The sequence below is a fragment of the Tropicimonas isoalkanivorans genome, assembly GCF_900112335.1.
GTDB classification, from domain to species: domain Bacteria; phylum Pseudomonadota; class Alphaproteobacteria; order Rhodobacterales; family Rhodobacteraceae; genus Tropicimonas; species Tropicimonas isoalkanivorans.
In genome coordinates this window covers 1-26,007 of record NZ_FOLG01000013.1, presented here as the reverse complement: position 1 = coordinate 26,007, position 26,007 = coordinate 1, and the positions used below count along the sequence as shown (strand labels likewise).

Annotated in this window: 20 protein-coding genes, 2 tRNA genes and 3 rRNA genes; 13 read left to right on the top strand and 12 right to left on the bottom strand. The window is 62.4% G+C overall.

The window, feature by feature from the left end:
• Positions 1–32 precede the first annotated feature (32 nt).
• Both mutL and BM075_RS18100 read left to right on the top strand, forming a co-directional pair.
• Positions 33–1,898: a DNA mismatch repair endonuclease MutL gene (mutL, locus tag BM075_RS18105; RefSeq protein ID WP_093362108.1), complete on the top strand. Its 1,866-nt coding sequence runs from the start codon at positions 33–35 to the stop codon at positions 1,896–1,898.
• Complete coding sequence (locus tag BM075_RS18100; protein ID WP_093362107.1) at positions 1,895–3,088, top strand: DNA recombination protein RmuC; 1,194 nt, start codon at positions 1,895–1,897, stop codon at positions 3,086–3,088. The genes mutL and BM075_RS18100 overlap by 4 nt, the downstream gene beginning before the upstream one ends.
• A 27-nt stretch (positions 3,089–3,115) precedes the next feature.
• Here BM075_RS18100 and BM075_RS18095 read toward each other — a convergent pair whose 3' ends face one another.
• Positions 3,116–3,772 (bottom strand): ChrR family anti-sigma-E factor, encoded by a 657-nt coding sequence (locus tag BM075_RS18095; RefSeq protein WP_093362106.1) that lies wholly within the window; start codon positions 3,770–3,772, stop codon positions 3,116–3,118.
• Positions 3,769–4,428 carry a sigma-70 family RNA polymerase sigma factor gene (locus BM075_RS18090; protein ID WP_177208406.1) on the bottom strand — a complete coding sequence of 220 codons (660 nt, stop codon included), beginning with the start codon at positions 4,426–4,428 and terminating at the stop codon, positions 3,769–3,771. The genes BM075_RS18095 and BM075_RS18090 overlap by 4 nt, the downstream gene beginning before the upstream one ends.
• A 118-nt stretch (positions 4,429–4,546) precedes the next feature.
• Here BM075_RS18090 and BM075_RS18085 point away from each other — a divergent pair, with 118 nt between their 5' ends.
• The 4 genes from BM075_RS18085 (at position 4,547) to BM075_RS18070 (ending at position 7,738) form a co-directional block, all read left to right on the top strand.
• On the top strand, positions 4,547–5,851 hold the full coding sequence (locus BM075_RS18085) for an NAD(P)/FAD-dependent oxidoreductase (RefSeq protein ID WP_093362104.1): 1,305 nt from the start codon (positions 4,547–4,549) through the stop codon (positions 5,849–5,851).
• The gene (locus BM075_RS18080; protein ID WP_093362103.1) at positions 5,848–6,606 is read left to right on the top strand and encodes a DUF1365 domain-containing protein; all 759 of its coding nucleotides are present in this window, start codon (positions 5,848–5,850) and stop codon (positions 6,604–6,606) included. The genes BM075_RS18085 and BM075_RS18080 overlap by 4 nt, the downstream gene beginning before the upstream one ends.
• Positions 6,603–7,331, top strand: coding sequence for an SDR family NAD(P)-dependent oxidoreductase (locus tag BM075_RS18075; protein ID WP_093362102.1), 729 nt, complete (start codon positions 6,603–6,605; stop codon positions 7,329–7,331). Before BM075_RS18080 ends, BM075_RS18075 begins: the two co-directional genes overlap by 4 nt.
• A gap of 89 nt (positions 7,332–7,420) precedes the next feature.
• Entirely contained in the window at positions 7,421–7,738 is a 318-nt protein-coding gene (locus BM075_RS18070; RefSeq protein WP_093362101.1) for a DUF3775 domain-containing protein, read from the top strand.
• Between the two features lie 227 nt (positions 7,739–7,965).
• On the opposite strand, the gene pnp is transcribed toward BM075_RS18070, so the two are convergent.
• The 4 genes from pnp to truB form a co-directional block, all read right to left on the bottom strand.
• Positions 7,966–10,107 (bottom strand): polyribonucleotide nucleotidyltransferase, encoded by a 2,142-nt coding sequence (gene pnp, locus BM075_RS18065; protein ID WP_093362100.1) that lies wholly within the window; start codon positions 10,105–10,107, stop codon positions 7,966–7,968.
• Between the two features lie 393 nt (positions 10,108–10,500).
• Positions 10,501–10,770 (bottom strand): 30S ribosomal protein S15, encoded by a 270-nt coding sequence (rpsO, locus tag BM075_RS18060; RefSeq protein ID WP_093362099.1) that lies wholly within the window; start codon positions 10,768–10,770, stop codon positions 10,501–10,503.
• A gap of 142 nt (positions 10,771–10,912) precedes the next feature.
• The gene (locus tag BM075_RS18055; protein ID WP_093362098.1) at positions 10,913–11,437 is read right to left on the bottom strand and encodes a DUF1643 domain-containing protein; all 525 of its coding nucleotides are present in this window, start codon (positions 11,435–11,437) and stop codon (positions 10,913–10,915) included.
• Positions 11,434–12,354, bottom strand: a complete 921-nt coding sequence (gene truB, locus BM075_RS18050) for a tRNA pseudouridine(55) synthase TruB (protein ID WP_093362219.1) — start codon at positions 12,352–12,354, stop codon at positions 11,434–11,436. The genes BM075_RS18055 and truB overlap by 4 nt, the downstream gene beginning before the upstream one ends.
• Before the next feature lie 360 nt (positions 12,355–12,714).
• Here truB and BM075_RS18045 point away from each other — a divergent pair, with 360 nt between their 5' ends.
• Positions 12,715–13,059: a DUF2794 domain-containing protein gene (locus BM075_RS18045; RefSeq protein ID WP_093362097.1), complete on the top strand. Its 345-nt coding sequence runs from the start codon at positions 12,715–12,717 to the stop codon at positions 13,057–13,059.
• Here the strand turns inward: BM075_RS18045 and BM075_RS18040 are convergent.
• From BM075_RS18040 to BM075_RS18030, 3 genes are all read right to left on the bottom strand, one after another.
• The gene (locus tag BM075_RS18040; RefSeq protein WP_093362096.1) at positions 13,040–13,900 is read right to left on the bottom strand and encodes a C40 family peptidase; all 861 of its coding nucleotides are present in this window, start codon (positions 13,898–13,900) and stop codon (positions 13,040–13,042) included. The genes BM075_RS18045 and BM075_RS18040 overlap by 20 nt on opposite strands.
• Positions 13,897–15,279 (bottom strand): leucyl aminopeptidase family protein, encoded by a 1,383-nt coding sequence (locus tag BM075_RS18035; RefSeq protein ID WP_093362095.1) that lies wholly within the window; start codon positions 15,277–15,279, stop codon positions 13,897–13,899. Before BM075_RS18035 ends, BM075_RS18040 begins: the two co-directional genes overlap by 4 nt.
• Before the next feature lie 95 nt (positions 15,280–15,374).
• Positions 15,375–15,755 (bottom strand): hypothetical protein, encoded by a 381-nt coding sequence (locus BM075_RS18030; RefSeq protein WP_093362218.1) that lies wholly within the window; start codon positions 15,753–15,755, stop codon positions 15,375–15,377.
• Positions 15,756–15,919: 164 nt separating this feature from the next.
• Here BM075_RS18030 and BM075_RS18025 point away from each other — a divergent pair, with 164 nt between their 5' ends.
• Positions 15,920–16,588, top strand: coding sequence for a carbonic anhydrase (locus BM075_RS18025; RefSeq protein WP_093362094.1), 669 nt, complete (start codon positions 15,920–15,922; stop codon positions 16,586–16,588).
• 318 nt (positions 16,589–16,906) lie between these two features.
• Here the strand turns inward: BM075_RS18025 and BM075_RS18020 are convergent, their stop codons facing one another.
• The 3 genes from BM075_RS18020 to BM075_RS18010 all read right to left on the bottom strand — a co-directional run bounded on the left by BM075_RS18020 (position 16,907) and on the right by BM075_RS18010 (position 19,906).
• Positions 16,907–17,977 (bottom strand): helix-turn-helix domain-containing protein, encoded by a 1,071-nt coding sequence (locus BM075_RS18020; RefSeq protein ID WP_093362093.1) that lies wholly within the window; start codon positions 17,975–17,977, stop codon positions 16,907–16,909.
• On the bottom strand, positions 17,977–18,600 hold the full coding sequence (locus BM075_RS18015; protein WP_093362092.1) for a hypothetical protein: 624 nt from the start codon (positions 18,598–18,600) through the stop codon (positions 17,977–17,979). The genes BM075_RS18020 and BM075_RS18015 overlap by 1 nt, the downstream gene beginning before the upstream one ends.
• 283 nt (positions 18,601–18,883) lie before the next feature.
• Positions 18,884–19,906, bottom strand: a complete 1,023-nt coding sequence (locus BM075_RS18010; RefSeq protein WP_093362091.1) for an aspartate-semialdehyde dehydrogenase — start codon at positions 19,904–19,906, stop codon at positions 18,884–18,886.
• 741 nt (positions 19,907–20,647) lie between these two features.
• Here BM075_RS18010 and BM075_RS18005 point away from each other — a divergent pair.
• From BM075_RS18005 to rrf, 5 genes are all read left to right on the top strand, one after another.
• A 16S ribosomal RNA gene (locus tag BM075_RS18005) occupies positions 20,648–22,117 on the top strand.
• A gap of 143 nt (positions 22,118–22,260) precedes the next feature.
• Positions 22,261–22,337: transfer RNA gene (locus tag BM075_RS18000), tRNA-Ile, on the top strand.
• 17 nt (positions 22,338–22,354) lie between these two features.
• Positions 22,355–22,430, top strand: a tRNA-Ala gene (locus BM075_RS17995).
• Positions 22,431–22,821: 391 nt separating this feature from the next.
• A 23S ribosomal RNA gene (locus BM075_RS17990) occupies positions 22,822–25,689 on the top strand.
• Positions 25,690–25,797: 108 nt separating this feature from the next.
• Positions 25,798–25,912, top strand: a 5S ribosomal RNA gene (gene rrf, locus BM075_RS17985).
• Together the 16S, 23S and 5S rRNA genes with 2 tRNA genes alongside form the textbook arrangement of a ribosomal RNA operon.
• Positions 25,913–26,007 lie beyond the last annotated feature (95 nt).

Here is a 26,007-nt window from a genome sequence, read left to right as displayed (position 1 = left end):
AGAATCTGCCGGGACATGCTAGCCCTTGTGGCATGTCCTTGGCACACCCCAATATGAGCGCTGATATGGCGCATTCACCGGTCATCCGGCAACTCGACGAGACGGTGATCAACCGTATCGCGGCCGGCGAGGTGGTGGAGCGTCCGGCGTCTGCCGTCAAGGAACTGGTCGAGAACGCCATCGACGCCGGGGCACGGCGGGTGGACATTGCCATTTCCGACGGCGGCAAGGGCCTGATCCGGGTGACGGACGACGGCTGCGGCATCCCCGCGGCCGATCTGCCGCTGGCATTGGCCCGCCATGCGACGTCCAAGATCGACGGGTCGGACCTGCTCGACATTCGGTCATTCGGCTTCCGCGGCGAAGCCCTCGCCTCGCTGGGTGCTGTCGGGCGGCTGACGGTGACCAGCCGTGCCAGAGGTGCCGGGGAGGCAGCGCAGGTATCCGTCACCGGGGGCGTCATGGGGGCCGTCACGCCGGCCGCTCTCACGCGCGGCACGGTGGTTGAGTTGCGCGACCTGTTCTACGCCACGCCGGCACGCCTGAAATTCATGCGCACCGACCGTGCCGAAGGCCAGGCGATCGGGGATGTGGTGAAGCGCCTTGCTCTGGCGGAGCCGTCCGTGGGTTTCACGCTGCGCGATGTGACCGGCGACGGCGAGGGCCGGGTCAGTTTTCGCGCCGATCCGGAGACGGGCGATCTGTTTCATGCCCTTCGCGGCCGCGTCGGTCGGGTCCTTGGCAGCGACTTCGTGGAGAACGCAATCCCGCTCGATGCGGACCGGGAGGGGCTGCGGCTGACTGGCCTGGCGGCGCTGCCCACTTACTCGCGCGGCTCCGCGGTGGCGCAGTACCTTTTCGTCAACGGCCGCCCCGTGCACGACCGCCTGCTGATCGGTGCGCTGCGGGCGGCCTACATGGACGTCCTGTCGCGGGACAGGCACCCCGCCGCGGTCCTCTTCATCGACTGCGATCCGCAACTGGTCGACGTGAACGTGCACCCCGCCAAGGCGGAGGTCCGCTTTCGCGAGCGTGGAACGGCGCGCGGGCTGATCGTCTCCGGCCTGCGTCATGCGCTGGCCGAGGCTGGGCATCGTGCCTCCAGCACGGTTGCCACTGCGACGCTCGGCGCGATGCGCCCTGAGCCCGCGTCCCAGCCGCGCGTGTATCAGATGGACCGTCCCAGCCAGGGTGCGCTCGGTGCGGCTTACCGTTTTCAGGAGCCGCCGCCCGTGTCTGGCGAGCCGACCGGCTTTGCCGAAGCCGCAGCACCTTCGGCCCGGATCGAACCCGATGCCGCGCCGGAGGAGGCCGACCGCCTGCCGCTCGGCGCGGCCCGGGCGCAGGTGCACGAAAACTACATCCTCGCCCAGACCCGCGACGGCATCGTCATTGTGGACCAGCATGCCGCCCATGAGCGGCTGGTTTACGAGAGACTGAAACGCCAGATGGCGGAGGCCGGTGTCGCGGCGCAAGCGCTTCTGATCCCGGAGATCGTGGAACTGTCCGAGGGCGATTGCGACCGGCTGATGGGGGTGAGCGAGGATCTGCGCCGACTGGGCCTGACCATCGAGCCCTTCGGCGGTGGCGCCGTCGCGGTGCGGGAGACGCCCGCGATCCTGGGGGAGATCGACGCGGCGCGCCTTTTGGCCGACATCCTCGACGAAATCGCAGACCTTGGAGACAGCACAACCCTCGGTTCCCGCATCGACGCGGTCCTGTCGCGGGTGGCCTGCCACGGATCCGTCCGCTCCGGCCGCCGGATGCGCGCTGAGGAAATGAACGCGCTGCTGCGCGAGATGGAGGCCACTCCCAGTTCCGGCCAGTGCAACCACGGGCGGCCGACATACGTCGAGTTGAAACTGTCCGATATCGAAAGGCTCTTCGGGCGCACATGATCCGCATTGGCGACACCACTATCTCCCTGAACGATCCCGCGCCGCTGGCCGCCCTCGTGGCGCTTGCGGTCGGCCTGCTGCTGGTGATCCTCCTGATAATGACAGTGCGCCGGGCCGGGGCCGCCGCGCGGCTCGCGGAACCGATGCTCACCCAGGTCTCGGCGCTCGGGGCGCGGGTGCAGGCGATCTCGGATGGCCAACAGCAACTCGCCGGTGGGCTGACCCACGTGTCGGAGGCGCAGACGCAAGCGCAGGCACAGATGCTGCAGCTCATGGAAGCAAGGCTGGCGGAGGTCACTGCCCGGATGGGCGAAAGCCTGCAGGGCTCCTCCACCCGCACCGCACGTTCGCTCGGGGAGTTGCAGCAGCGGTTGGAGACCATCGACCGCGCTCAGGCCAAGATCGAGAAGCTCTCCGGCGACGTGCTGAGCCTTCAGGACATCCTGTCTAACAAGCAGACTCGCGGGGCGTTCGGCGAAATCCAGCTGCGCGAGATCGTGGCGAAGGCGCTGCCGAAGGACAGTTACGAATGGCAGGCGACGCTCTCCAACGGTCGCCGCGCCGATTGCCTGATCCGCCTGCCCAACCCGCCCGGACCGATCGTCATCGACAGCAAGTTCCCGCTGGAGGCCTACGAAAAGCTCCGTAATGCCGGCACGCCGTGGGAGCAGAACGAGGCCGTGAAAGCGATGCGAACGGCCGTTCGGGCGCACATCCGAGCCATCTCGGAGAAATACCTGATCGAGGGGGAGACCGCCGACGGTGCGCTCATGTTCCTGCCCTCGGAAGCTGTCTACGCCGAACTCCACGCAAACTTCCCCGAGATCGTGCGGGAGGGGTTCGCGGCGCGTGTCTGGATCGTCTCGCCCACCACCTGCATGGCCACACTCAACACCATGCGCGCAGTACTCAAGGACGCCCGGATGCGCGAGCAGGCCGGCGCGATCCGGCGCGAACTCGGTCTTCTACATGGAGACGTCGAGCGCCTTGGCGCGCGCGTGGGAAACCTCGACAAGCACTTCACGCAGGCCAGCAAGGATATCGCGGAAATTCGGATCAGCGCCGAGAAGGCAGGCAAACGCGCCCGTCGCCTGGACAGTTTCGATTTCGACGACTTGCCCGGCGACCCGGCGCCGATCACCGAGGCCCAGGCGCGGACGCCGGTACAGATCGTTCGGCAGGAAACCTGAGGCAGTCCCCAATCAAGGCGCGGGCGCTCAGATCTTCAGAAAAGGCTGGAACAGGCGCGGCAGCAGGCCTGAAAATCGAAGCGGCGCATCGGCCGCGGCAAGGCAAATGCAGTCCTCGCCGACATCCGCGACCGGCATGTGCGCCAGATCCTCGTCGGCAACCTCGACGTCTCCACGCCCGAAGCGATCCTCGCCATCAAGAAAGGCGCCTTGCAGGACCACAGTCATCTCCATGCCACGATGGCCATGGTCGGGCATCTCGCATCCGGCCGGAATGTAGAGAAGGCGCGCCGTGGCTTCCGGGGAGGTCGGCAATATTGCCTGTTTCACGCCCATACCGACTGAACGCCATTTCACGCTCTCGACATCGCCGCCGATGTAATCGCGGATCGGTTTCGGCAGGATGTACGTCCCGGCGTCGGTCGAACTGAATGTCAACGGAGCTTCGGGCGGCGGCCCGTCAGCGATTTTGGCCAAGGTCGCCTCAAGGCTTCCCGCGCCCATCGGCTCGGCCTCGACGTCCTCCAGGATCGCGCCACCCACAGCTTCGATCTCTTCCAGCCGTTCGCGGCTTTCGGTGCAGAGCGAGACATGGCTTGCCACGACCAGCCCGAAGGCTTCGGCAAGGTCCCCGGCCGCATACTCGGCCAGAATCTCATCAGGAATACGATGACGGACACTCATCTCGTCACACCCTTCATTTCATGGCGCAGGCGATCCAGCGCCAGCCTCAGTCTCGATTTGATTGTTCCAAGGGGCAGCCCGGTCGTGGCGGCAATCTCGCTGTGAGACAGATCGCCAAAATAGGCGGCCTCCACCAAGGCTCGTTGTTTCTCCGGCAAAGTCGCCAGCGCTCCGGCCAGCCGCTCGCTCTCCTGCTGGCGCGCCATCACTTCGGCCTGCTCGGGTTCCGGCTCCGGGCCCCAGGGCAGGTCTTCGGGTTCCGGCCGCCTCTGTTTCCGGAGCATGTCCACCTTGCGGTTGCGGGCGATCGTAAAGACCCATGTGGCAACGCTGGCGCGGGTCGGGTCGAACATGTGCGCCTTGTGCCAGAGTGTCGCCATTACCTCCTGGGCACACTCTTCCGCCAAAGTTTCGTTCGCACCGGATCGCATCAAGAAGGCCTTTACCCGGGGCGCAAAATGCAGGAACAGCTCTGCAAACGCCGCCTGATCGGCAGCGTCGCGGATCCGGGCGACATGGCCCGTCCAATCAGCCTGTTCTGCGACACTTCCCGGCAACGGCCCCCTCCGCCCAACGCACGTCGTCTTGCGTTGACTATAGGGCTTGGCGGGCCACGTTGAAGGCGCAACTGGCAAGGTTTGTGTATCAGCCAACATGTCCTGTCTACGGAGCATCCCTTTGAGTGGATCAATGGCAGGGCGGAAAAAATTCCGAATGATCCGTGATGGTCGCCCGGGCGTAGTGAAATTAGACTGTTAAATGGGAGACGCGTTCATGCCATTCGATCACGCCGGGCTGGCCCGAAGAAAGATCGCCATCATCGGCGGCGGCATCTCGGGCATGGGAGCGGCGCACTTCCTGACCGGCCATCACCGCGTCGTGCTCATCGAAGCCGGCCCTCGGCTGGGCGGCCATGCGCGGACGCGGATTGCGGGCAAACGCGGCGATCAGCCGGTGGATACCGGTTTCATCGTGTTCAACCGTCCGAACTACCCCCGCCTCAACACCCTGTTCCAACAACTCGACGTTCCGGTCGCTCCCTCGACGATGACATTCGGTGCGTCGATTCAAGGGGGCCGCATCGAGTATGGCCTACGAGATATCGGAACGGTCTTCGCGCAACGGCGCAACATTGCACGGCCTGCGTTTCTTCGCATGATCCGCGACATATTTCGTTTCAATGGCCGTGCCGAGGCTGTGGCCGACACGCTCGGCCCCTCAGCCACGATCGGAAGCTTGCTGCAGTCCCTTCGCACCGGGCCATGGTTTCGGGACTACTACCTCTCCCCGCTCTCCGGCGCGATCTGGTCGACCCCGGTCACGCGGATCCTGGATTTCCCGGCCCGCGCCATGGTCGACTTCTTTCGGAACCACGCGCTTCTCCACCATTCCGGGCAGCATCAATGGTACACCGTGCGGGGCGGGTCGGAGCAGTACGTCCAACGGCTCGAAAGCGACCTGCGCCAGAGAGGCGCGGAGATGCGGCTGTCCAGCCCCGTTGCCGCCGTACGTCGGATACCGGGCGGCGTAGAGGTTAAAGACCGCCACGGCGAGTGGGAGCGGTTCGACGACGTGATCTTCGCCACCCATTCCGACGACACGTTGCGGCTTCTGGCCGACCCTGCGCCGGCCGAACGCGCCGCCCTTTCGGCCATTGCGTATCAGCCCAACGAAGTGACGCTGCACGCGGACCCGTCGGTCATGCCGAACCGACGGGCGTGTTGGTCGGCCTGGAATTATGCCGAAGCGCCCGACAAGCGATGCGACCGGATCGACCTGACGTACTGGATGAACACGCTTCAACCCATTCCGGCGGACGATCCCCTGTTCGTCACCCTCAACAGCACCCGGCCCATCCGCGAGGAGCTGATCTACGACCAGACGGTGCTACGGCACCCGGTCTACGATCTCGGCGCCTTCGCAGCGCAGGAGGTTCTGGCCAAGCGCAACGGTACGGCGCGGACGTGGTTCTGTGGCGCCTGGATGAAGAACGGCTTTCACGAAGACGGGCTTGCAAGCGCTGCGGACGTGGCGGACTCGATCCTGTCTCAATCGGTGTTCGAGACCGCCGCGCAATGACTGGTGCGGACCATATCGCGGGCCATACCTGGCATGGCCGCCGCGGAGCGGTGAGCAACTCCTTCCGCTACGGGGTCGATTACGTGCTGATCGACCCGAACGCCAAGCCGCCCCCGACGCGACTGTTTTCCCGCAACCGTTTCAACCTCGCCGCACTCCACGACCGCGACCATGGCGGCCCGCCGGGGAAGGGGCGTGGAGTGGCTTGGGCGCGGGACGTTCTGGGCGCGCATGGGTTTGACGAAGCAGCCGCGCGGATATTGCTGCTAACGCAGCCACGCATTCTTGGATACGTGTTCAACCCGGTCAGCTTCTGGCTCTGCCATGACGCGGAGGGTAGGCTGCGGGCGGTGATCGCCGAAGTGACGAACACCTTCGGGGACCGGCACAGCTACCTCTGCCACCGCGAGGACCGGGAACCGATTGGGCCGCAGGACACGTTGGAGGCCCGCAAACTGTTGCACGTCTCGCCCTATCAGCCGGTCGACGGCGGCTATGGGTTCACGTTCGACATCCGGCCGGACCGCATCGGCATCCGCATCGACTATCGCCGCCCGGATGGCGGCCTAATGGCGACGCTCACTGGCCCGCGCCAACCGTTGACAGACCGTGGCATCCTCGCCTCCTGTGTCCGACGGCCCTTCGGCTCCGTACGGGTGATGGCGCTAATTTACTGGCAGGCGATGCGGCTCAAGCTAAAGGGTGCAACGTATCGCGTCCGTCCTGAGCCGCCGACGCAGGAAGTTTCGCGATGACTGCGCCGAAGGGTCGGTATTGGCTGATCGGCGCGAGCGAAGGCCTTGGGCGCGCCTTGGCGGAGGCGATGAGCGCGGAGGGGTACGACCTCGTGCTGAGCGCGCGCAGCGCCGACAGGCTCGAAAGCCTTGCCGCATCGTTGCCAGGCCCGAGCCAGACCATGCCGCTGGACGTGACGGACGCTGACGCATGCACGGCTGCCGCTCAGTCTGCCGGTCCGGTAGACGGGCTGATCTACCTCGCCGGGGTCTACTGGCCGATGCGCGCGCAGGAGTACAACGGCGCGCAGGCCGCCGCGATGTGCGACACCAACCTGACCGGCGCGGCGCGGGTTCTCGGCCCGGTTCTGCCGGAGATGGTAGAGCGGGGGGCCGGCCACATTGTCTTTGTCGGATCGCTCGCCGGATACCGGGGTCTGCCTGGTGCGGTCGGTTACGCTGCGGCGAAGGCCGGGATCATGGGGCTGGCCGAAAGCCTGCACGCGGACTTACGCGGCACTGGCATCAAGGTTCAACTCGCCAACCCCGGCTTCATCCGTACCCGGCTGACCGACAAGAACGACTTTTCCATGCCGTTCCTTATGGAACCCGACGCCGCCGCGCGCCGTGTTCTTTCTCACATGGAGACCGGCGGATTCTCCTGCAGTTTCCCCAGACCGTTCTCCTGGCTGTTTCGTCTCGCCCAGTTCCTCCCGGACGCCCTCTATTATCGCCTGGTTGCGTGATTGCGCCGCATAATGCCCGGCGCGGCGACGGTTCTTCTTGCGCTTTCGATGCCCGGGGCGAAAAATGGATCACGCAGGAGGAAAGAGCGATGATCAATATCAGCACTGGAAAAGTGGTCAGGGTGATCGCCCTCGCGCGCGAATACGGGCCGGACAATCCGCATCTTCGCGGATACATCTCCGGCCTCAACGAGGACGAGCAGATCAGCCTCGTCGCTCTGATGTGGATCGGCCGGGAGACCTTCGGTCCCGACGAATTGGATGAGGCGCTGGAGACAGCGCAGATGGAGCGCACGGCGCCCACCGAGGATTACCTCGGCGGCATGCCCGAACTTGCCAATTTCCTCGAAGACGGAATGGACGCGCTCGGGATCAACGTGGCCCACGAGGAAGACAACCTGCGCTGAGCGCCATCGCACCCCGCGGGGCAGCTCACCGAAACAGTTATCGACCATCGATAAGCCGTGAGGCGCCTTGCGAGCCTTTCGCGCGGGGCGCATGGCTGGCGGCTTGGGCACGCCCCGTCCGGCCGAAGGCCACTTGGCGTTTCACCATCCCCGCAAGCAGACCGGAATAAAAAAGACCGCGCCGAGGCGCGGTCCCTGTCCGTTGAACGATAACCAAGCCGGGCGGATCACTCCGCGTCGGCCTTGGCCTCCTTCTTGACTTCCTCGCCGGTCTCCTGGTCCACAACGCGCATGGACAGGCGGACCTTGCCGCGGTCGTCGAAGCCCAGCAGCTTCACCCAGACCTCCTGGCCTTCCTTCAGCACGTCGGAGGGGTGGTTCAGGCGGCGGTTTTCGATCTGGGAGACGTGCACGAGGCCGTCCCGCTTGCCGAAGAAGTTCACGAAGGCGCCGAAATCGACGATCTTCACGACCTTGCCCTTGTAGACTTTGCCCTCTTCCGGCTCCGCCACGATCGAGTAGATCATGTCATAGGCCTTCTGGATGGCCTCCGCGTTGGGGGAGGCGATCTTGATCACACCGTCGTCGTTGATGTCGACCTTGGCGCCGGAGGTTTCCACGATCTCCCGGATGACCTTGCCGCCCGAGCCGATCACTTCGCGGATCTTGTCGGTGGGAACGGTCATCGTCTCGATGCGCGGGGCATGGGCGGAAAACTCCGAGCGGCCTTCCGAAAGCGCCTTGCCCATCTCGCCGAGGATGTGCATCCGGCCGTCCTTGGCCTGGGCCAGGGCGGTCTTCATGATCTCGGGCGTGATGCCCTGAACCTTGATGTCCATTTGCAGCGAGGTGATGCCGTTTTCGGTGCCGGCGACCTTGAAGTCCATGTCGCCAAGGTGATCCTCGTCGCCGAGGATATCGGTCAGCACCGCATAGGCGCCGTCATCTTCCAGCACGAGGCCCATGGCAACACCGGCCACCGGCGCCTTGAGCGGCACGCCGGCATCCATCATCGACAGAGACCCGCCACAGACCGACGCCATGGAGGACGACCCGTTGGATTCCGTGATTTCGGACACCAGTCGGATCGTGTAGGGGAAGTCGGTCGCCGAGGGCAGAACCGCTTGAAGCGCCCGCCACGCCAGCTTGCCGTGGCCGATTTCGCGACGGCCCGGCGAGCCCACGCGGCCAACTTCGCCGACCGAATACGGCGGGAAATTGTAGTGCAGCAGGAAGTTCGAGCGGAAGTTGCCGTGCAGGGCGTCGATGATCTGCTCATCCTCGCCGGTGCCCAGCGTGGTGACGACCAGCGCCTGGGTCTCGCCGCGGGTGAACAGCGACGAGCCGTGCGTGCGCGGCAGCAGGCCGACCTCCGCCGTGATCGGGCGAACGGTGGTGGTGGACCGGCCGTCGATCCGGTTGCCGTTCCTGACGACGTCGCCGCGCAGGATGCTCGACTCGAGTTTTTTCAGGGCGGAGCCTAGGTTCGGATCCTCCTGCTGTTCCTCGGTCAGGGCGCCGCGGATCTTTTCGCGGACGGCAGACACGGTGTTGGTCCGCTCCTGCTTGTCGCGGATTGCGTACGCCGCGCGCATGTCTTCCTCGCCCGCGGCCTTCACGGCGGCGTAGAGGTCGGAGTAATCCGGCGGCGTGTAGGTGAACGGTTCCTTGGCGGCCTCTTCAGCCAGCGAGATGATCAGGTCGATCACCGGCTGGATCTGCTCGTGCGCGAAGACGACCGCGCCCAGCATTTCGTCCTCGGAAAGCTCGTAGGCTTCCGATTCCACCATCATCACTGCGTCTTTGGTGCCGGCGACAACCAGGTCGAGCCGTTGCTCGGGGTTGTTGCGCAGCTGGTCCATGTCCGCCACTTCGGGGTTCAGCACATACTCGCCGTCCACGAAGCCGACCCGCGCAGCAGCGATCGGGCCCATGAAGGGCACGCCCGAGATCGTCAGCGCCGCGGAGGCCGCGATCATGGCGACGATGTCGGGATCATTGACGAGGTCATGGCTGAGCACGGTGCACATCACCAGAACTTCGTGCTTGAAGCCCGGGGCGAAAAGCGGACGGCACGGGCGGTCGATCAGGCGCGCGGTCAGCGTCTCCTTCTCGGTCGGGCGCGCCTCGCGCTTGAAGAAGCCGCCGGGAATCTTGCCGGCCGCGTAGTATTTTTCCTGGTAGTGAACCGTCAGCGGGAAGAAATCCTGACCCGGTTTGGGTTCCTTGGCGAAGGTCACGTTCGCCATGACCGAGGTCTCGCCCAGCGTCGCGATGACGGTGCCATCTGCCTGGCGGGCAATCTTTCCGGTTTCCAGCGTGAGCGTTTCCGGCCCCCACTGCATTGATTTTCTTACTTCTTTGAACATCTAGCGTATCCTGATAGGGAGCCCTCCCGGGCGTATCCCGGGTCTCCCGTTTGCATGGCGGCCCCATTGCCGCCGACCCCTGATATCCTTCTTCACGGTGCCGGGGTCGCTCGCACCACGTCTCAGATTGCGACGCCATACAGGAGTTTGGGGCAGTTGGAAAGCAGGTCGTGGTACCGACCCGGCCGGTTGGGCGGGGTTCGCCCGCCGCCTCGGCTGGTGGCGGCGCGACCGGGGCGCTGCCCCTGACCCCGGGATATTTCGGGACACAAGAAGGACCGGGTTGGTCTCTTCACGCCCTGCGGCGGCGAAAGGTCGACGGGGTCCTGCCCGAAACGCAAAACGCCCGCTGTGGCAGCGGGCGTTCGTCGTGTGGAAGCGTGTGTGGCCGGATCAGCGGCGGATGTTCAGGCGTTTGATGAGGTCCTGATAGCGCGCCTCTTCCTTGCCACGCAGGTAGTCCAGCAGCTTCCGACGCTGAGCAACGAGCTTCAGAAGACCGCGACGGGAGTGGTTGTCCTTCTTGTGGGTCTTGAAGTGCTCGGTCAGCGTGTTGATCCGCGAGGTCAGGATCGCAACCTGGACTTCCGGAGAGCCGGTGTCGCCCTGCTTGGTGGCGAATTCCTTGATGACCTTTTCTTTTTCTTCAACAGTGATCGACATCGGGGTCTCCTTCGGGTTTGGGGTCATGGCACAAGCCGGGATGTCGTCCAGCAGGGCCCTTGGAGGTGTCCGCGTCCGGATTCGAAGCGCGGATGCGGGCGTATAGAGGAAAATCCGGGCGGGAGGAAGAGGGTTCTGCCGTTCAGGCCGCCCCGGCTTGCTCCGGCCACGGTTCGGGCCGGGTGCCGTAGCTGATGTAGAGCGGGTGGCGGGGGTGGCCGTCTCGCGTGAGGCCCAAACAACAGAGCGGCCGTCCGGTCTGGCGAAGCAGGCGCTCCACCGCTCGGCCGCGACCCATGTGATCGCCATGCGCACCCCAGGCGCAGAGGATCGTTTCCGCGGCCGTGCATTGCTCCAGCAGGACGGCATCGTTCTGCGGTCCTACCGGGTCGGGGGCCTTGCGGAGGGCCTGCGGGCTGGTTTCGCGCCAGGCAAATATGTTGCAGACCGTGAAGCCGCCGAAGCCCATGGCCCGGGCGCGGCGCTCGCAGCGTTCTATGGTCGGGTCGTTGGCCGCCTCCGTGGCGGTCGACGGGTTCAGCATGATGTAGAGCAGGTGCTGGCCGCGTTGGGTCCATCTGCGGGTAAGGGTATACCGGTATCCTTCACACGGCGAATAGAGCGCCTCCGACGGCGCGTCGCCTTTCACATGCGTGCGGAGGATCATGCGTCGGCGGGAAGATTGAAGACCCGGTCGGGGTGCAGTTCGCCGCTGCGGTAGATGCCGATGGCGACGGGTTTACCCTGGTAGGAGGCCCACACCGTGTCGCCGTATTCGACGTCTGCCGCGGACAGGACCATGCCGGGGTTGCCGTTGCGCAAACGGGACGCGCCTTCGGGGGTGCAGGGCAGTTCGGGCAGGTCCACGAGGCCCTCCTGAAGGGGGCGCAGCCAGGCGTCGATGTCCGGTGTTCTCGCCTGTGCTTCCAACGTCGCCCAGTCCAGGGCGCCCTCGGTATCGAACGGGCCGGACCAGATGCGACGCAGGGAGGTCACGTGGCCATGACAGCCGAGCGCGGCGCCGAGGTCGCGGGCAATCGCGCGGACGTAGCCGCCCTTGCCGCAGACCATTTCCAACTCCGCGTGGTCTGCGTCGGGACGGGAAAGCAGGGTCAGGCTGTCCACGTAGAGCGGCCGGGCGGCAATCTCGAACTCCTCGTCGTCGCGGGCAAGCGCGTAGGCGCGCTCGCCGTCGATCTTGACGGCGGAGTATTTAGGCGGGACCTGGAGGATGTCCCCCACGAAGGGTGAGAGGGCCGCCTCGATCTCGCTGTCCGACGGGCGTGCGTCGCTGGTGGCGACCACCTCGCCCTCGGCATCGTCCGTGTTGGTGGCCTGCCCGAACCGCACGGTGAAACGGTAGGCTTTTAGCGCGTCGGTCACGTAGGGCACGGTCTTGGTCGCCTCCCCGAGCGCCACCGCCAGAACGCCCGTGGCCGCCGGGTCGAGCGTGCCGGCATGGCCGGCCTTTTTCGCCTCGAACGCCCAGCGGACCTTGTTGACGACAGCCGTTGACGTGGGGCCCGCGGGTTTGTCCACGATGACCCAACCGGAAATGTCACGTCCCTTGCGCTTGCGTCCCATGGTTTCCCCTCGGTCGGTGAGGGCGGCGGCGTAGCCTGCCGCGGACGGCACGTCAATGCCCGTGCAACGGGTGCGGCGGGACAGGTCGGACGGGTTGCAGACGGCGGCCGCTACTACACGCATCCGGTGCATCGAGGTATCGGAGGGATGGGGTGCACGTAGCTCCGGTGCCGCGGCTGGGTGGGGGCAATTTGACCGCGGCACCGGATGAGCATTCGCTCGCTACAGGTTCAGATTAACGTGAGCACGGTGGCGGGCGTGTGAGCGCCGTGTGCAACGGCCGGGGTCATTTTGCGGTCGAAATGGGGCGTGGCGCATTTCTGCGTTGATTTGAGTGAGCCCGCGGCCCAGAGTTGCCCTATGAACGTGGAAACACCGACGCCATTGATCACCGGCCACCTGCCCCAGCAGGTGGCCTTTCATCGGACGGAACTCAGTGTGATTCTGGGGCTCTACGGGCGGATGGTGGCCGCGGGCGAATGGCGCGACTACGGCATTTCCTGCCTGCGCGAGGTCGCGATCTTCTCCATCTTCCGCCGCACCGCCGAGACGCCGATCTACCGGATCGAGAAGCGGCCGAGGTTGCGCCAGAAGCAGGGAATGTACTCCGTCATCGGCATGGACGGGCAGATCCTCAAGCGGGGGCACGACCTCAAGGTCGTCCTGCGCGTGCTGGAGCGCAAACTCATCCGCGCGGTGGAGTGACCTCGTTCGTCAGAAAACGCTTGTGCGCAGAGACGGGTCCGGCGTCTGAGGCCGCGATGCGGGCAAGGGCCTCCGTCAACGGCTCGCGGACGACGGCCATCCCATGCGCGGTGGCGTGAATCAGGGTCTCTGCGTTGGCCGCAAGCGCCACATGACCTCGCCAGAAGAACAGGTCTCCCCGGCGCGCCTCCGATCCCTCGGGCAAGGCCATTCCAACCCTCTGCTGCTGCTGGTCGCTGTCACCCGGGCAGGGGAAGCCGCATGCAAGAAGCGCGGCTTGGACGAGCCCGGAGCAGTCGATCCCCATGCGCGAGTTGCCGCCCCAGAGATAGGGCGTGCCAAGATAGAGGTCCGCGACCGCGACAGGGTCCGGCTCCACAGTTGCCACCGGCGCGACGTGGCACGCAGGAACATAATGCCCGCAATCCGTTTCGAGGAACGCCCCGAACGCCGCGCGAACCGTGAGGCGTGATCCGTGGGACAGTGCGCAATGCTCCCTGCGTTTCATGTCCGGCGCCGGATATAGGTGCGTGGCGGCGGCCGAGACCCGGTGGGTCGCCGCCGCGTCGGGTCCAAGCGACGTCTTTCGTACATAGCCGACGTAACCGTCGCGGGCCGCCTGAAGAAAGGCGTGGTCCGCAGTGCGCTCCAGCACGCGGACCCGTTCGCCCCAGAGCAACTGGCGGTCTCGCCGCCCGCCCGGCGCATCGAGTATGTCCGCCACGGGCGAAATGATGCGGTGCCAGGTGCCGTCGACATAGGTCGGGGCGTCCACGTGGCCCCTGAGTTCGCTGGCCGCCACGCGCGCATTGGCTGGCCGAAGGCGGCGATCGTCCGTCACAGGCCGAGCACGTCCGGCAGCGCGTCCAGAATGGCCCTGGCGCCCTGTCCCACGCCGCCGACGGGGCGGGCGGGGGCTGCGGTGGGCTGCCAGCCGTAGATGTCGAAATGGGTGTAGCTTGGCGCGCCTTCCGCGAAGCGACGCAGGAACAAGGCCGCGGTGATTGCGCCCGCCATACCCCCCTTCGGCGCATTGTCGAGGTCCGCAATGGCGGGTTCGACGAGGGCTTCGTAGGGCGTATGGAACGGAAGCCGCCAGACCGGATCGGCCACACGTGCGCCGGACTGGGAGAGGGCTGAAGCAATGCTCTCGTCGTCGGTGAAGAACGGCGCAAGGTCCGGCCCAACTGCAACCCGAGCGGCACCCGTGAGCGTCGCCATGGAGATCAAGCAGTCGGGTGCCTCCTCCGCGGCCAGCGCCAGGGCGTCGGCCAGAACCAGGCGGCCTTCGGCGTCGGTGTTGTTGACTTCTACCGTCAGGCCCTTGCGCGATGTCAGAACATCTTGCGGGCGGAAGGCGGCGCCGGAGACGGCGTTCTCCACGGCCGGGATCAGGACGCGCAAGCGGAGCGGCAACTTGAGGGCCATGATAGAGCGCGCCAGTCCGAGCACGGTTGCCGCGCCGCCCATGTCTTTTTTCATCAGGCCCATGGAGCCGCCGGGCTTCAGATTGAGGCCGCCGGTGTCGAAGCAGACCCCTTTGCCGACAAGGGTCAGCGCGGGTCCCGTCTCCCCCCAGCGTAGGTCCACCAGGCGGGGCGCGCGGGGCGATGCGCGGCCGACGGCATGAATGAGCGGGAATTTGGCGGCGAGCAGGTCGTCACCCCGGGTGACTTCGTGTGTGCCGCCGTATTCGTCGAACAGGGCGCAGGCCGCTTCCTCCAACTCTTCCGGACCCATGTCGTTTGCGGGCGTGTTGATGAGGTCCCGGGTGAAGGCCTCGCTCTCCGCGACGGTGAGGATGCGCTTTGTGTCGAGACCATCCGGCGCCTTCAGGCGTGCGCCTCCGGACCGGGTGGTGGGTTTGTAACGATCATACGTGTAGGCCGCCAGAAGCCACCCCAACACGGCCTCGACCAATTCGTTCGCCGGCAGGTCGGTTTCCAGATGATAAACGCCGTCGGGAAGTGACTTGGCGGCGGAAGCGAGGTGAAAGCGACCTCGCGCCCGCTTCTCCGGGGTGCCGTACCCGGCCACGGCAATGGCACCCTCGCCATCAGGTACGAGGGCGGCCTGCCCCAGTGCCCCGGTAAAGCCGATCCGCTCCATCCAAGAGGACACTTCGGCCGAGTGCCGCTGTCGCCACGCGGGCAGGTCATCCGGCGTCAGCAGGTGCAACGCGGTGGAGGGGGCATCGGTATCGGCGAAGGAGAGCGTCATAGGTCCGTCCGGTTTCAATTCGTCTTGCCAAAGTCGGGCGCAGAGTATTCGGTCCCGCCGGGGCCGCAAGGGGCGGAATGCGTGGCGATCCGGGCTCAGACCGTGATGTCCTGGAGATCCCAGATGGCCGTTAGGGACCGATCGCCGATCCGTTCGAGCCTGCACAGCGTCGCCGCAAGCGCTGTCCCGTCTTCGGCCGTGGCACAGTGGCAGACGTCTTCGGCGACGCGGGCGAGCGTGCGGAGGCCGATCTGCGTCGAGATGGCGACCATGCTCTGGGCAAGCCGCGCGAGGTCCGTCATCCGGCCGGCGCGGTAGAGCGGCGCGATGTCGGACAGACGCACCGCGAGCTCCTCCACCGCGCCGCTGACGATGGTGTCGGCGCTGAACGGGCCAAGTTGATCGTAGAGTGCCTCGAGTACGTCGGCATCCAGCCCGATGGAGTCCGAATATTTGAGCGATAAGATTGCAGACACTGTCACCCCCGCCGTCCTGGATGTTCCGATACCTCGCGGGCGGAGTATCGGGCGGAGGCGTTGAACAAAGCGTTAGGCCGGGCGGGAAGAATACCCTCGAATTTCATCAAATCGCGCACTAAGACTCTGTCTGGACGACCTGAAAATACTGCCGGAGCCCGCCCATGCCCGACCGTGACACGAAGATCCACGCGATGCCGCTGCCGCCGTACCTGGTGCCGAGATACCGGGGCTGGCGGGCGACGACCTATGCGGAGAACAAGATCTGGTACCGGAAGCTGGCGGATGAAGGGCAGAACCCGCGGATCATGGCCATCGCCTGCTGCGACAGCCGGGTGAACGTGAACGGGGTCTTCAGCGCGGAGACGGGCGACATCTTCCTGCACCGGAACATCGCCAACGTGGTGCCGCCCTACCTGCCGGACGGGGACCCGCACGGCACCTCGGCGGCGCTGGAATACGCGGTGAAGGTGCTGCGGGTGGCGCATGTGATCGTGATCGGGCACACGGAATGCGGCGGGGTGCAGGGCTGCCAGCACATGTGCTCGGGGAAGGCGCCGGAACTGGAGACGAAGGAGAGCTTCGTGGGGAGGTGGCTGGACATCCTGCGGCCGGGCTACGAGCGGGTGGCGGGGATCTCGGACGAGACGGAACAGCTCCGCGCCCTCGAAAGGGAAACGGTGGTCGTCTCGCTGGAAAACCTCTGGGAATTCCCCTTCGTCCGGGAGGCCGTCGAGGCGGAGCGGCTGTCGCTCCACGGGCTGATCTTCGACATCGGGGCCGGCACGCTGCAACACTACCTGCCCGAGGAAGGCCGCTTCGTCACGGTCTGAGGGACGGGGCGTCCCACGCGTGGGACGCTTTTTAAGGTGTTGATATTGTTGGGGGAGCTTGCGGGATTTTACCAAATGTTAACCGATTGGGCCAGCTGGAGCGGCCGCAGCCTGATCGGTCATTGGGTCATGCGGTGTGTTTCATCTTTTCGTCCATCCATCGAAGCAGCAAGGCGCTGGAGGGCTTATCAAGGGGAAATGGCCGTTTTAAGGTTTGGTTTCTCACACAAATGGCAATCTGCCGACGGCCGCTGCCAGCAGACATGGAAGTGCATAACCGAACGATTGCTAAGACTATAAGGCAGCATAGTAGCAAATCTATTTTACAATTCTCAAAGCCGGTTTGCCGGGTTCGCTGACGGTCAATTTATCTGGCGACAGCCGAAAAATCAGAGCTTCGATTTCCTCCAAAGGAATCCCCAGATCCCTCGAAATATCATCCTTAGTCATGCCCTTGGACCAAAGAGCGGCTAAAACCTTTGCGAGAACGGTCGAAACTTCGCGCTCAATTCCCTCCGGTTCGCCACTGCGATACCCGCGTTTCCCAAGCTCAATAAGCAAAGAACGATAGTTCCATTCACTAATATAGCCCAGCGAGTTAAGCCGGTAGGCCAAAGCCATGGCAGAGACTTTCCACCGCTTCTTAGCTGCGATAATCTGTCCTGCCGTGAATAGGTGGGCATAGTCCATCACATCGTTTTCGGGCATCAGAAATGCGGAGGCAAATCTGTCTGCCTGCGTTTCAGCTTCCTTGTCAGTTTTCGAGTCCGCATGATGATGCAAGACAAGGTGTCCAAGCTCGTGAGCGGTGTCGAAGATAGACCGTTCCGCCGTCTTTTCTTGGTTCAAAAAAACATAGGGGTGGTCGCCACGCCAAAACGAATAAGCATCAACATTCTTGGTAGCCTCCGATAGTGATAGGACACGAATACCCTTAGCCTCGATCAATTTGAGAACGTTGCCGATGGGCCGGTCGCCTAAGCCCCAATGCTGGCGCAGGAGGCGCGCAGCGACATACGGGCGGCGGCGCTCTTTGCTCAGATCGATAAGATCGGCAGCGGGTAAGTTGAAGCGTGAGTCAATCCACTCGTATAGTTCGATGCCGAGCGCCCCAGCCGCTTCCGCGGCTCGGCGCTCCTTCGCCTTCATGCGAGCCAGACTTCGGAAACTAACGGCGTCTGTATCAAGACGCTCGGGCGCATCTCGGTAGAAAAAATCGATGGGGTAAGAAAGCGCCAGTGCAATTCGCTTTGCTGTAGCCTCATCAGGCGGATGCCCGTTTTCATATTTCGACAAGGTCACCGCAGACAGGCCTACAAGCTCCGCGAGTCCCTTCGAGGTCAGCATCCGCCTTTCGCGGGCTGTTCTGAGACGGTCCGCGTTAAACATCAGGTGTCTTTGAAAGAGACGCTAATGTCGAAGTCTTCGATTGGGCCGGTATCGGTGTGAGGCTCAGCCTCCCAATCTCCCTCCGGCGAATAGATGTAGATGCGCTCGATCCAATCGACGTACTTGCCCTTTTCGATCACCGGGCATGAGAGTTCGACACTGCCATCAAGGCCGACCATGACATAGTACGTCCGCACGCCGTCGTGAACGCCGGTCAAGGGACCGGCTTCGATGCCAGCGTGTTCGAATAGCGATGGGGAGGAAAGGGCAGCGGCACCGCTGCCCTTCTCGGTCCGGGGCAGCGGCGGCATGTCGGCGCAGCTTTTATCAACGTTCTGGAATGCGATGCGAACGCTTCGGTCCCGGCGTATGACGGATTCGACGCCGCAGGCACGGTCGGGGATGTAGTCGGTCCCCACAAGCTGTTGGCGGAGTTCGCCTACACCGTGAATGTAGGACAACATGCCAGCCGCGTTCAACGGCATAGAAGGGCTGGCGTCATCCGCATAAGCGCGCGCAGTGTGCCCGATAGCCACGATCTCTTCGCGCGTAACGCCAAAGTCCTCGAGGCGGGTTTCAACGTCCACCAACGTGGAGACGATCACGGTTTTGAATGACGGCAATGCTCAGCCCCTTTAAGATTTTCCACATCATACGATGTAAGATTTCTTAAAGGCAAGGGGAATCCGAGCGTGCCTCTAGTTTCTGCGAATCCGCATCCAAATGTGAGCTGCCGATCGTGGCCTATACGGCGACGGACCGGTTCCTGACGTACTAGTGAGTGGCTTACCCGCTGGAAAAGCGCTCTCGCTCGAAAAAAGTCTCGAAAAGTCAGTTCGGCTGCAAGAGCGGCGGTGGCGGCCGAGAATCATGGCGCGGCGGCTAATCACCGCCGCGCCATAGGCCTCAGCCCTTCTTAAGAACCCGGTTCCCCAGCAGTTCCGCGATCTGCACCGCGTTCAGCGCGGCGCCCTTGCGGAGGTTGTCGGAGACGCACCAGAGGTTCAGGCCGTTCTCGATGGTCGAATCCTGGCGGATGCGGCTGATGTAGGTGGCGTAGTCGCCCACGCATTCCACCGGGGTCACGTAGCCGCCGGCCTCGCGCTTGTCGACGACCATGATGCCGGGGGCCTCGCGGAGAATGTCGCGCGCCTCGTCTTCATCGAGGAAGTCCTCGAACTCGATGTTCACGGCCTCGGCGTGGCCGACGAAGACCGGCACTCGCACGCAGGTCGCCGTGACCCGGATCGACGGATCGACGATCTTCTTGGTCTCGGCCACCATCTTCCACTCTTCCTTGGTGGAGCCGTCCTCCATGAAGACGTCGATGTGCGGGATCACGTTGAAGGCGATCTGCTTCTGGAACTTGGAGGGCGCGACCTCCTGCCCGGGCACGTACATGCCCTTGGTCTGATCCCACAGCTCGTCGATGCCTTCCTTGCCGGCGCCGGACACGGACTGGTAGGTGGAGACGACGACGCGCTTGATCCGCGCCCGGTCGTGCAGCGGCTTGAGCGCGACAACCATCTGGGCGGTCGAGCAGTTCGGGTTCGCGATGATGTTGCGGTTCCGGTAGTGCTCGATCGCGTCCGGGTTCACTTCGGGCACGATCAGCGGGATGTCCGGCTCGTAGCGGTAGAGCGACGAGTTGTCGATGACGACACAGCCGGCATCGGCCGCCTTGGGCGCGAAGGTCTTCGTCGCGTCGGAGCCGACGGCGAAGAGCGCCATGTCCCAACCTTCGAAGTCGAAGGTGTCCAGATCCTGGGTCTTCAGGGTCGTGTCGCCAAAGCTGACCTCGGTGCCGAGCGATTTTCGGCTGGCGAGCGCAGCGATCTCGTCCACCGGGAACTGGCGCTCCGCCAGGATGTTCAACATTTCGCGGCCCACATTGCCCGTGGCACCCACAACGACGACCCGATAGCCCATCGGACACCTCCTTGGTTAACGTCGCGGCCTCTTAGCAGGGGCGGCCCATCGGTAAAAGGTGTCTTGGACGCATGGCTGCCGTCGCGGGCGCTGGGGCTCCCTATCCGCCGGTACGCGCGCGCGTATGTACGCGTACGTAGGGGAGAGGGGGGAGGCTGGGGCGATCCTGATAGCGGTACCGATTCCGCCCCCGATTCCCCGATCTTACGCCGGGTAAGGTTGGGCTGCGGCGGGGAAATTGTATCGGGCGGTCAAGAAATAAGCGTTTTGTATCAGTGCTTTGACATGTTTCTGCGAAAAAAGTGGGGGGAGGTGAAGAAAAGCGCTTGCGGGTCTCTGCCAGTATCCGTAGAACCCCCTTCACCGGCGGCGCTGAGGGCGCTGGCGGGGCGGATCGGGGGTCTTGAAGGGCGGTCGGTTCGACACAATATCGAGAGGATGGGCAGGCTGGCGCGCCTAAGGGATTGGGCGCTTCGGTTGGTTTTGTTCTCTCTGGCTCTTTGACATTGCTGGTGACTGAAGAGATTTGTGGGCGGTTTGGTTCGTTCGATGGACGAAACTGCACATAGATCAACGCTCTTAGGCTTTTTGCCGATAATGGAGTGTCAGCTTCACTGTTTGGCGGCTTCTGGTTTCTAAGGAGACCTGGAGCACATCAAACAGAGACGGTTCCTGATCTTAGCCGGTCAGGAAACGATGTGCAGAGGTTCGAACGTCAAGGATACGCTGGCAACGGCGTTTCAACTTGAGAGTTTGATCCTGGCTCAGAACGAACGCTGGCGGCAGGCCTAACACATGCAAGTCGAGCGAGACCTTCGGGTCTAGCGGCGAACGGGTTAGTAACGCGTGGGAACGTGCCCAAAGGTACGGAATAGTCCCGGGAAACTGGGTTTAATACCGTATGTGCCCTTCGGGGGAAAGATTTATCGCCTTTGGATCGGCCCGCGTTGGATTAGGTAGTTGGTGGGGTAATGGCCTACCAAGCCGACGATCCATAGCTGGTTTGAGAGGATGATCAGCAACACTGGGACTGAGACACGGCCCAGACTCCTACGGGAGGCAGCAGTGGGGAATCTTAGACAATGGGGGCAACCCTGATCTAGCCATGCCGCGTGAGTGATGAAGGCCCTAGGGTCGTAAAGCTCTTTCGCCTGTGAAGATAATGACGGTAGCAGGTAAAGAAACCCCGGCTAACTCCGTGCCAGCAGCCGCGGTAATACGGAGGGGGTTAGCGTTGTTCGGAATTACTGGGCGTAAAGCGCACGTAGGCGGACTATTAAGTCAGGGGTGAAATCCCGGGGCTCAACCCCGGAACTGCCCTTGATACTGGTAGTCTTGAGTTCGAGAGAGGTGAGTGGAATTCCGAGTGTAGAGGTGAAATTCGTAGATATTCGGAGGAACACCAGTGGCGAAGGCGGCTCACTGGCTCGATACTGACGCTGAGGTGCGAAAGTGTGGGGAGCAAACAGGATTAGATACCCTGGTAGTCCACACCGTAAACGATGAATGCCAGTCGTCGGCGCGCATGCGTGTCGGTGACACACCTAACGGATTAAGCATTCCGCCTGGGGAGTACGGTCGCAAGATTAAAACTCAAAGGAATTGACGGGGGCCCGCACAAGCGGTGGAGCATGTGGTTTAATTCGAAGCAACGCGCAGAACCTTACCAACCCTTGACATCTGGATCGCGGTTTTCCGAGAGGAATTCCTTCAGTTCGGCTGGATCCAAGACAGGTGCTGCATGGCTGTCGTCAGCTCGTGTCGTGAGATGTTCGGTTAAGTCCGGCAACGAGCGCAACCCACGTCCTTAGTTGCCAGCAGTTCGGCTGGGCACTCTAAGGAAACTGCCGGTGATAAGCCGGAGGAAGGTGTGGATGACGTCAAGTCCTCATGGCCCTTACGGGTTGGGCTACACACGTGCTACAATGGTAGTGACAATGGGTTAATCCCAAAAAGCTATCTCAGTTCGGATTGTCGTCTGCAACTCGACGGCATGAAGTCGGAATCGCTAGTAATCGCGTAACAGCATGACGCGGTGAATACGTTCCCGGGCCTTGTACACACCGCCCGTCACACCATGGGAGTTGGGTCTACCCGAAGACGGTGCGCCAACCTTTTCGAAGGGGGCAGCTGGCCACGGTAGGCTCAGCGACTGGGGTGAAGTCGTAACAAGGTAGCCGTAGGGGAACCTGCGGCTGGATCACCTCCTTTCTAAGGATGATGCTAGCATCACGGAGTTCGCTCCCGATCGTGCATCACTTAGCACTGACATGTCCTTTGCATGTCAAAACATCATGGGCCAGGCCGTCCACATATCTCTTCAGTCCAGTCACGCGGGCTACCGCCCGTATCTTGGGTCGGTAGCTCAGGTGGTTAGAGCGCACGCCTGATAAGCGTGAGGTCGGAGGTTCAAGTCCTCCTCGACCCACCATTCCCTTCGGGGCGCATGGGGCGTTAGCTCAGCTGGGAGAGCACCTGCTTTGCAAGCAGGGGGTCATCGGTTCGATCCCGATACGCTCCACCAAGCTCCGCTTGGTTCCCCGTATCGAGTCCCTGTTTTGCGCGCCATTGGCGCGACACGCTCCACCACGACCGCACGGTTTGATCGTAAAGCACTGCCGAGTGTTTTACCGTCCAACCGGACGCACATTGACATCGTAAAGAGAGTTAACATCAGAATTGCTGATCGCCCCAGTGGGGGATGATCTCTGAGCCATGAGATGGCGCAGTCTTCGGATTTGCCTCCGAAACTGCAGCCGGTTCAGAAACGGCAATTTTGTCCAAGTCAAGTACACTAACCAAACAGTATGGTCCTTCGGGATCATACGGGAAATGTACGACTTCTGATCCGAAAGAGAGGCGCTGGTCGAACCAGCCTGGCGCCGAGAGACGTCAGTCTTGCTCTTTCTGGATCGGATCAAGCGCGAGAAGGGCGTTTGGTGGATGCCTTGGCAGCAAGAGGCGATGAAGGACGTGATACTCTGCGATAAGTCCTGGGGAGCTGAGAATAAGCTTTGATCCAGGAATCTCCGAATGGGGCAACCCACCTGATACTCGGTTATTGTGTGAGACGGTCGAGCTATGAGAGCAAATGCGCTCAAGTAGCGAAGCGGTAGCGCACACTAATTGGGTAAGACAGGTACTTTGGACCTGAATACATAGGGTTCAAAGAGCAAACCCGGGGAACTGAAACATCTAAGTACCCGGAGGAAAGGAAATCAATTGATACTCCCCTAGTAGCGGCGAGCGAACGGGGACCAGCCGAGCCGTAAACGTGACCAGAACTGGATGGAAAGCCAGGCCATAGCGGGTGACAGCCCCGTATGGGAAACGTGAAGGACGCATTAAGTAGGGCGGGACACGTGAAATCCTGTCTGAAGATCGGGGGACCACCCTCGAAGGCTAAGTACTCCTTGCTGACCGATAGCGAACCAGTACCGTGAGGGAAAGGTGAAAAGCACCCCGACGAGGGGAGTGAAACAGTTTCTGAAACCGGACGCCTACAAGCAGTCGGAGGGGCCTCGAGCCCTGACGGCGTACCTTTTGTATAATGGGTCATCGACTTGGTCTCACATGCAAGCTTAAGCCGTTAGGTGTAGGCGTAGCGAAAGCGAGTCTGAATAGGGCGTCGAGTATGTGGGATCAGACCCGAAACCGAGTGATCTAGGCATGACCAGGATGAAGGTAAGGTAACACTTACTGGAGGTCCGAACCCACACCTGTTGAAAAAGGTCGGGATGAGTTGTGCCTAGGGGTGAAAGGCCAATCAAACTCGGAGATAGCTGGTTCTCCGCGAAATCTATTTAGGTAGAGCGTCATCCGAATACCCCGGGGGGTAGAGCACTGGATGGGTAATGGGGCCCCACAGGCTTACTGATCCTAACCAAACTCCGAATACCCGGGAGTACTAGATGGCAGACACACTGCGGATGCTAACGTCCGTAGTGGAGAGGGAAACAACCCTGACCTCCAGCTAAGGCCCCCAATTCATGGCTAAGTGGGAAAGCAGGTGGGACGACCAAAACAACCAGGAGGTTGGCTTAGAAGCAGCCATCCTTTAAAGATAGCGTAACAGCTCACTGGTCTAATCAAGTTGTCCTGCGGCGAAGATGTAACGGGGCTCAAGCCATGAGCCGAAGCTGAGGACTGCGTATGCAGTGGTAGCGGAGCGTGGTGTGATATAACACCAATCCTCCTTAGATCCTTCGGGATCATTGGAGGATAGGGTGTTTACTGTGAAGCCGGCGCGTGAGCGATCCGGTGGAGTGATCACCAGCGAGAATGATGACATGAGTAGCGACAATGAGGGTGAGAGACCCTCACGCCGAAAGTCCAAGGGTTCCTGCTTAAAGCTAATCTGAGCAGGGTAAGCCGGCCCCTAAGTCGAGGCAGAAATGCGTAGACGATGGGAATCAGGTTAATATTCCTGAGCCAGGAGGATGTGACGGATTGGAGACGTTGTTCGACCTTATCGGATTGGTCGGGCAGCCACCCAGTTCCTGGAAATAGCCCTCCATCAGACCGTACCCTAAACCGACACAGGTGGACTGGTAGAGCATACCAAGGCGCTTGAGAGAACGATGTTGAAGGAACTCGGCAAAATACCTCCGTAAGTTCGCGAGAAGGAGGCCCGGGTTCAAGGCAACTTGGATCCGGGGGCACAAACCAGGGGGTGGCGACTGTTTACTAAAAACACAGGGCTCTGCGAAGTCGCAAGACGACGTATAGGGTCTGACGCCTGCCCGGTGCCTGAAGGTTAAAAGGAGGAGTGAGAGCTCCGAATTGAAGCCCAGGTAAACGGCGGCCGTAACTATAACGGTCCTAAGGTAGCGAAATTCCTTGTCGGGTAAGTTCCGACCTGCACGAATGGCGTAACGACTTCCCCGCTGTCTCCAACATCGACTCAGCGAAATTGAATTGCCTGTCAAGATGCAGGCTTCCCGCGGTTAGACGGAAAGACCCCGTGCACCTTTACTACAGCTTCACACTGGCATTAGGCCGAGCATGTGCAGGATAGGTGGTAGGCTTCGAAGCAGGGACGCCAGTCCCTGTGGAGCCTCCCTTGAGATACCACCCTTGCTCTGCTTGATGTCTAACCGCGGTCCGTTATCCGGATCCGGGACCCTGTGTGGCGGGTAGTTTGACTGGGGCGGTCGCCTCCTAAAGCGTAACGGAGGCGCGCGAAGGTTGGCTCAGAGCGGTCGGAAATCGCTCGTTGAGTGCAATGGCAGAAGCCAGCCTGACTGCAAGACTGACAAGTCGAGCAGAGTCGAAAGACGGCCATAGTGATCCGGTGGTCCCGAGTGGAAGGGCCATCGCTCAACGGATAAAAGGTACGCCGGGGATAACAGGCTGATGGTGCCCAAGAGTCCATATCGACGGCACCGTTTGGCACCTCGATGTCGGCTCATCTCATCCTGGGGCTGGAGCAGGTCCCAAGGGTACGGCTGTTCGCCGTTTAAAGAGGTACGTGAGCTGGGTTTAGAACGTCGTGAGACAGTTCGGTCCCTATCTGCCGTGGGTGTAGGATACTTGAGAGGAGTTGCCCCTAGTACGAGAGGACCGGGGTGAACGGACCACTGGTGGACCTGTTGTGGCGCCAGCCGCAGTGCAGGGTAGCTATGTCCGGAAAGGATAACCGCTGAAGGCATCTAAGCGGGAAGCCCCCCTCAAAACAAGGTATCCCTGAGGGCCGTGGTAGACCACCACGTCGATAGGCCGGAGGTGTAAGCGTGGCAACACGCTCAGCTGACCGGTACTAATGGCCCGATAGGCTTGATACGATCCAGTAAAAGCAAGACTGGAAAAATCAGAAGTCACACAAAACGACTTGGACAAACCCCTGATGTGCGGCGCGGACATAAAACTCCGCGCCACGGATTTTTCCTCGGTTTGGTGGTCATAGCACGAGCAAAACACCCGATCCCATCCCGAACTCGGCCGTTAAGTGCCGGCGCGCCAATGGTACTGCGTCTCAAGACGTGGGAGAGTAGGTCACCGCCAAACCTAGAAAAAATCCAAAACTCTCTTACGATCAAAAATCAAAAAACATAACGCCCCGCTCGGTCAAACCAAGCGGGGCGTTATCGCGTCAGGGGGGG

Coding starts and splice junctions, on each gene's coding strand:
- BM075_RS18035 (WP_093362095.1), bottom strand. CDS start 15,279: ATGACGCTCTCCTTCGCCGATACCGATGCCCCCTCCACCGCGTTGCAC.
- mutL (WP_093362108.1), top strand. CDS start 33: ATGTCCTTGGCACACCCCAATATGAGCGCTGATATGGCGCATTCACCG.
- BM075_RS18045 (WP_093362097.1), top strand. CDS start 12,715: ATGAACGTGGAAACACCGACGCCATTGATCACCGGCCACCTGCCCCAG.
- BM075_RS18070 (WP_093362101.1), top strand. CDS start 7,421: ATGATCAATATCAGCACTGGAAAAGTGGTCAGGGTGATCGCCCTCGCG.
- BM075_RS18090 (WP_177208406.1), bottom strand. CDS start 4,428: ATGTTGGCTGATACACAAACCTTGCCAGTTGCGCCTTCAACGTGGCCC.
- rpsO (WP_093362099.1), bottom strand. CDS start 10,770: ATGTCGATCACTGTTGAAGAAAAAGAAAAGGTCATCAAGGAATTCGCC.
- BM075_RS18100 (WP_093362107.1), top strand. CDS start 1,895: ATGATCCGCATTGGCGACACCACTATCTCCCTGAACGATCCCGCGCCG.
- BM075_RS18075 (WP_093362102.1), top strand. CDS start 6,603: ATGACTGCGCCGAAGGGTCGGTATTGGCTGATCGGCGCGAGCGAAGGC.
- pnp (WP_093362100.1), bottom strand. CDS start 10,107: ATGTTCAAAGAAGTAAGAAAATCAATGCAGTGGGGGCCGGAAACGCTC.
- BM075_RS18010 (WP_093362091.1), bottom strand. CDS start 19,906: ATGGGCTATCGGGTCGTCGTTGTGGGTGCCACGGGCAATGTGGGCCGC.
- BM075_RS18020 (WP_093362093.1), bottom strand. CDS start 17,977: ATGTTTAACGCGGACCGTCTCAGAACAGCCCGCGAAAGGCGGATGCTG.
- BM075_RS18025 (WP_093362094.1), top strand. CDS start 15,920: ATGCCCGACCGTGACACGAAGATCCACGCGATGCCGCTGCCGCCGTAC.
- BM075_RS18085 (WP_093362104.1), top strand. CDS start 4,547: ATGCCATTCGATCACGCCGGGCTGGCCCGAAGAAAGATCGCCATCATC.
- BM075_RS18080 (WP_093362103.1), top strand. CDS start 5,848: ATGACTGGTGCGGACCATATCGCGGGCCATACCTGGCATGGCCGCCGC.
- truB (WP_093362219.1), bottom strand. CDS start 12,354: ATGGGACGCAAGCGCAAGGGACGTGACATTTCCGGTTGGGTCATCGTG.
- BM075_RS18055 (WP_093362098.1), bottom strand. CDS start 11,437: ATGATCCTCCGCACGCATGTGAAAGGCGACGCGCCGTCGGAGGCGCTC.
- BM075_RS18095 (WP_093362106.1), bottom strand. CDS start 3,772: ATGAGTGTCCGTCATCGTATTCCTGATGAGATTCTGGCCGAGTATGCG.